The following is a 5,188-nucleotide window of genomic DNA, read 5'->3' as shown; positions in this document are numbered from 1 at the left end:
AAAACCGCCTTGACACAGGCACAATCAGCTTTAGTGATATCGAAAACAAAGCGGACTACCAAGTCAGTAGCAGTAGTGCAGGGGTAAGCTCTAGCGGCATGCCATCGATGCCAACCAGTCGCAATAAAAACGAAAGCGAGCATTCGACGACGCATTCAGCGGTATCGGAAGGGACGATAATTATCCGCAATAAGGATGACCAAAAACAAGATATCAACGAATTAAGCCATGATACTGAGCAGGCGAATAACGAGCTCAAACACATCTTTAACAAACAAAAAGAGCAAGACATCATCGACCAAACGCAGTTAGTAAGTGAAATTGGTGGTGAAACGTTAACGATGCTTAATCATATTGACCGGATAAGAGCTGAATCCAAGGCAAAAGAAGCGGTAGAAAAAGAACAAGAAAAAGCCGCAGACAAAGGCATCGTGTTAACCGACAAGCAGCAACAAAAAATCTACGAAGACGCCTACAAAGAATCGATGAACCAAGGCATGTCAGCGATGGGCAGTGATACCCGTCAAGGCATTGACATGGCGGTTAGTATCATCAACGGCTTAATCAGTGGTGACATGACAGGGGCAGCCGCAGGGGCACTTGCACCAAAAATTGCGACTATTATCAAACAACAGACCGAAGGAAACACCGTTGCCAACACCGTCAGCCATGCGATACTCGGTGCGGTGGTAGCCGAGCTACAAGGCAACTCCGCCCTAGTGGGTGGTTTAGGCGCTGTCGCAAGTGAACGTGGTGCTGAGGTTATTGCGGGTATCCTTTACCCTGATAAAGACATCAAAAACCTAAGCCAAGAAGAAAAACAACAAATCAGCGCCCTATCACAACTAGCGACCGGCCTTGCGATAGCCGCTAGCGGTGGTGATATTCAAGATGTGAATACTGGCGTTGCTGCGGGTAAAAATGCGGTTGAGAATAATAATTTAGCTAGAGCTACGTGGTACCTAGTACGCCCAAGTGAAATTGGTGCACCAGTTAGTATTAATGCGGTAGATGTATTAATGGCTGAAGGTCTTACAGCAGCAGAATCAAAAGCATTTTTAGAAAGTCTAAATTTGGAACAAAGGCGACTAATTGAAATTGCATTAGTCGATCCAATGGGAGATGGGTTCCTTGAAGATGCAGTACTAAAAACTTATGAGCGTTATTATAATGATTATCTAAAGAAGAAGGAGGGTAAGAAAAATACGGATAATACGTTAGCAGGAACTGGAAGTAGTACAGCAGGCGGGGCTTCTGGATTACCGCCTGATGATGACGATGATAAATCTCCAAAAGAATCATCTCGTAATAGCGATAAAAAAGGTGTTGGAGGTAAAGTCGGAAAGGGTAATTCTAATGTAGAAAAAACCTTAAATGTAAGTGAACAAAGGACAGTTAGGTCACTTGAAGAACAAATAAGATTACATGAAAAAAAATTAGCAGAATATAAAAGAGATCCATATTCTTTTGATAATAAAGGACATTTAAAAAATGCACCAAATGAAGAAATTAGGCAAAAAATTATAAATGCTAGAATTAAACATTTAGAACATGAAATTAATACTTTTAAAAATAATATTAATAAAATAAAAAATAAAGGATAAATTATTTATGAATATTGAACTAGATAGAATAGAAAATTTTTTTAATTTAATTATAAAAGAATTAAAAGGTAACGGTATTCACAACATACCTCTCGATTATGATTTTTATTGGAATATACCGTCTGATTTGCTATATGATCTTTATAATGAACCAAAAGAACTTGATATGGGGCAATTAAGCGAAGATTATCAATTTTTATCTTATTCTATAAATCAAGATATAGTTACTAGTGGTAATTTGAGAAAGTTGTCTAGTCTTTTAAGATATATAGCAGATAAGTTAGATATGTAAAATTATATGTAGTAACTCAAACATAACCCGACAAACCTAGCCTATATTAGTGTATTTGTTATTAAAAAAGTGACAGTTAATTCTGTCACTAAATTTAATAATTAATTTTTTTAAATCTCTAATTTTTGCTTAGTATACACTTTAGTCATTATTATTTTTATGCTCCTCAGCAGTAAATAAAGCCACTTGGTGTATTGCGCATTGTGTTATATCTCTTTCTATCTAAAACATAAAAAATACATTAACTCACTATTTTTACTTACAAAAAATCGACCATGAAAAGTATTGATTTTATTTGAGTTTTTCTTGGTGTTTTTTTGTGCTAGCCGTGGCGGTGATAACCTCAGAAGCGAAAGACAAGAGCCAAAACCGCCTTGACACCGGCACAATCAGCTTTAGTGATATCGAAAACAAAGCGGACTACCAAGTCAGTAGCAGCAGTGCAGGGGTAAGCTCTAGCGGCATGCCATCGATGCCAACCAGCCGCAATAAAAACGAAAGCGAGCATTCGACGACGCATTCAGCGGTATCGGAAGGGACGATAATTATCCGCAATAAGGATGCTCAAAAACAAGATATCAACGAATTAAGTCATGATACTGAGCAGGCGAATAACGAACTCAAACACATTTTTAACAAACAAAAAGAGCAAGACATCATCGACCAAACGCATTTAGTGAGTGAAATTGGTGGTGAAACGTTAACGATGCTTAATCATATAGACCGGATAAGAGCCGAATCCAAGGCAAAAGAAGCGGTTGAAAAGAAAAAAGAGAAAAGTAAAAACAAGGGACTAACAGAAGAAGAGCAACAAAAAATCTACGAAGACGCCTACAAAAAGGCGATGAACGAAGGCATGTCAGCGATGGGCAGTGACACCCGTCAAGGCATTGACATGGCGGTTAGTATCATCAACGGCTTAATCAGTGGTGACATGACAGGGGCAGCCGCAGGGGCACTTGCACCAAAAATTGCGACTATTATCAAACAACAGACCGAAGGAAACACCGTTGCCAACACCGTCAGCCATGCGATACTCGGTGCGGTGGTAGCCGAGCTACAAGGCAACTCAGCTCTAGTGGGTGGCTTAGGTGCTGCTGCAAGTGAACGTGGTGCTGAGGTTATCATGGGTATTCTTTACCCAGGTAAAACAGTAGCGGAATTATCACAAGAAGAAAGACAACAAATCAGCGCCCTATCACAACTAGCGACAGGCCTAGCAATAGCCGCTGCCGGTGGTGATATTCAAGATGTGAATACTGGCGTTGCTGCGGGGAAAAATGCGGTTGAGAATAATAATTTAGCTAGAGCTGCGTGGTATCTAGTACGCCCAAGTGAAATTGGTGCGCCAGTTAGTATTAATGCGGTAGATGTATTAATGGCTGAAGGTCTTACAGCAGCAGAATCAAAAGCATTTTTAGAAAGTCTAAATTTGGAACAACGAAGACTAATTGAACTTGCATTAGTCGATCCAATGGGTGATGGGTTCTTTGAAGATGCAGTACTAAAAACTTATGAACGTTATTATAATGATTACCTAAAAGAGAAAGGTGATAAGAAAGATAATGATAATACGTTAACAGGAGTTGGAAGTAGTTCAGCAGGTGGGGCTTCTGGATTACCGCCTGATGATGACAAAAATAATAATAAATCAAATTCAACCGAGAGGATTAAAGAAAAGAAACTTGATGAGCTTCCAAATAATGTTAGAGATACATTTTCACAATATGAAAAAAATGGTTGGAATGGTAATTTTAATGGTCAGACCCCAGGAACTAATGCAGGAAGAATATTTAAAAATAGCGATAATAAATTACCTAAAGTTGATAGCAATGGAAATCCAATTACTTATAGAGAATTTGATGTCAATAATAAAATTCAAGGACAAGCCAGAGATGCCGAAAGATTTGTTCAAGGAAGCAATGGTTCTGTTTATTATACAAATAATCATTATCAAACATTTATAAAAGTAACTAAATAGAGGTTAATTAAAATGAAGAACCAAATTATTTATATTAATAAAGAACAAGAAAATCAATATATTGAAAATCTGAATTTCAAAAATTATTTTTTTGCAAAAATTGATGGATCACTTATTTCTACTATTAGTGATTATATGAATGCAATAATTGCAGCTTTCCAGTTTCCATTCGGTATATTTTCTAACACAACGAGCATTGATGCTTATAACGATTGGATGAGAGATTTGTCGTGGATAGATCAATATGATGGATACATATTAGTTATAGAAAATTTTACAAAAATGCTGAGTTGTTATCCTAAAGAAAAAGATCGAATTTTGAATGAATTTGATGAGACCATTTTTCCTTTTTGGGCGGAGGAAGTTACTCATACTGTAGTAGGAGGAAAAACAAAAGGTTTTTTAGTGTTACTTGTAGAGTAAATTGATTTCATCTCAAGTGTGATTGCGGGGAACGATATCAATTTATCGACCTTGAAAACGCAAAGCTATCAAGACTCAATATGGAATAAAAATCACACCCGCAAGGTTGATATTGAAGAGGTGGTGGGCAGTGAAATTTTAACCCATGGCGACCTAAACTTAATTGCGTGATCCTCGCCAAAAAAGTGGACAAAAGTTGCCTCTATGGTATAAACAAAAATCATAGGAGACAAATATCATGGTCAAAAAATTTAATATCGAATTCAAACAACAATCAGTGGATTATGCGTTATCTAATGCACACCTTTCTATCAGCGAACTTGCCAATCATCTAGGTGTGGGTAAATCAACCCTAGATAAATGGATTAGGCAACTTTCCCCGAATAAAACCAGCCGTCGAGAGTTAACCGCTGAGCAACAGCGGATTATGGCGTTAGAAAAAGAGATTAAAGAACTGAAAATGGCTAATGATATACTAAAAAAGGCGCATGTGTACTTCATCAACAATCCAAGTCGATGAAGTACGCTTATATGAAAAATCATTTAACCTGCTATCCCGTTACTAGGATATGCTCATTACTTGGTGTCAGTTCATCGGGTTATTATGCTTGGTTAAAAAGAGCAAACAAATCAGTTAAACTCAGCGAGTATATCCAAAAGCAGTATTGGCAACATAAAGCCCGTTTGGGTGCGCCAAGCCTGCTTCATGATGCAAGAGAAGCAGGCTATCAAGTTTCAGAAAGGACAATTAGCCGTGTTTTGCAACAATTGGGATTACGGAGTAAAGCAGCACGTAAATTCAAGCATAAAACAGACAAGGCTCATCACAATATTGCGCCCAACACGTTAGATAGGCAATTTAATCCTGATAAGCCTAATAAAACATGG

The 5,188-nt window shown here is 37.7% G+C and carries 6 protein-coding genes; all 6 read left to right on the top strand.

Going from position 1 to position 5,188, the window contains the following annotated elements:
* On the top strand, window positions 1–1,604 hold a 1,604-nt coding region (locus tag A9G25_RS11850), incomplete at its 5' end, for a VENN motif pre-toxin domain-containing protein (protein ID WP_176701135.1).
* Window positions 1,605–1,611: 7 nt separating this feature from the next.
* A complete protein-coding gene (locus A9G25_RS11845) occupies window positions 1,612–1,896 on the top strand; it encodes a hypothetical protein (protein WP_065627067.1) in 285 nt (94 codons plus the stop codon).
* A gap of 319 nt (window positions 1,897–2,215) precedes the next feature.
* Window positions 2,216–3,877: a VENN motif pre-toxin domain-containing protein gene (locus A9G25_RS11840; RefSeq protein ID WP_065627066.1), complete on the top strand. Its 1,662-nt coding sequence runs from the start codon at window positions 2,216–2,218 to the stop codon at window positions 3,875–3,877.
* A 12-nt stretch (window positions 3,878–3,889) separates the two neighbouring features.
* A complete protein-coding gene (locus A9G25_RS11835) occupies window positions 3,890–4,300 on the top strand; it encodes a barstar family protein (protein WP_051634386.1) in 411 nt (136 codons plus the stop codon).
* A 238-nt stretch (window positions 4,301–4,538) separates the two neighbouring features.
* Complete coding sequence (locus tag A9G25_RS11830; protein ID WP_065625218.1) at window positions 4,539–4,820, top strand: IS3 family transposase; 282 nt, start codon at window positions 4,539–4,541, stop codon at window positions 4,818–4,820.
* The coding region (locus A9G25_RS11825; RefSeq protein WP_141675101.1) for an IS3 family transposase at window positions 4,817–5,188 on the top strand (372 nt) is incomplete at its 3' end. The genes A9G25_RS11830 and A9G25_RS11825, both read left to right, overlap by 4 nt.

This window comes from Gilliamella sp. Bif1-4 (assembly GCF_001690535.1).
Classification (GTDB): Bacteria; Pseudomonadota; Gammaproteobacteria; order Enterobacterales; family Orbaceae; genus Gilliamella; species Gilliamella bombi.
Note: the sequence above shows the minus strand (reverse complement) of the source record. Positions and strands in the feature narration are given on the sequence as shown.

Excerpts from the sequence above, each read along its gene's own strand:
- A9G25_RS11845 (WP_065627067.1), top strand. The coding sequence starts at position 1,612 with ATGAATATTGAACTAGATAGAATAGAAAATTTTTTTAATTTAATTATA.
- A9G25_RS11835 (WP_051634386.1), top strand. The coding sequence starts at position 3,890 with ATGAAGAACCAAATTATTTATATTAATAAAGAACAAGAAAATCAATAT.
- A9G25_RS11830 (WP_065625218.1), top strand. The coding sequence starts at position 4,539 with ATGGTCAAAAAATTTAATATCGAATTCAAACAACAATCAGTGGATTAT.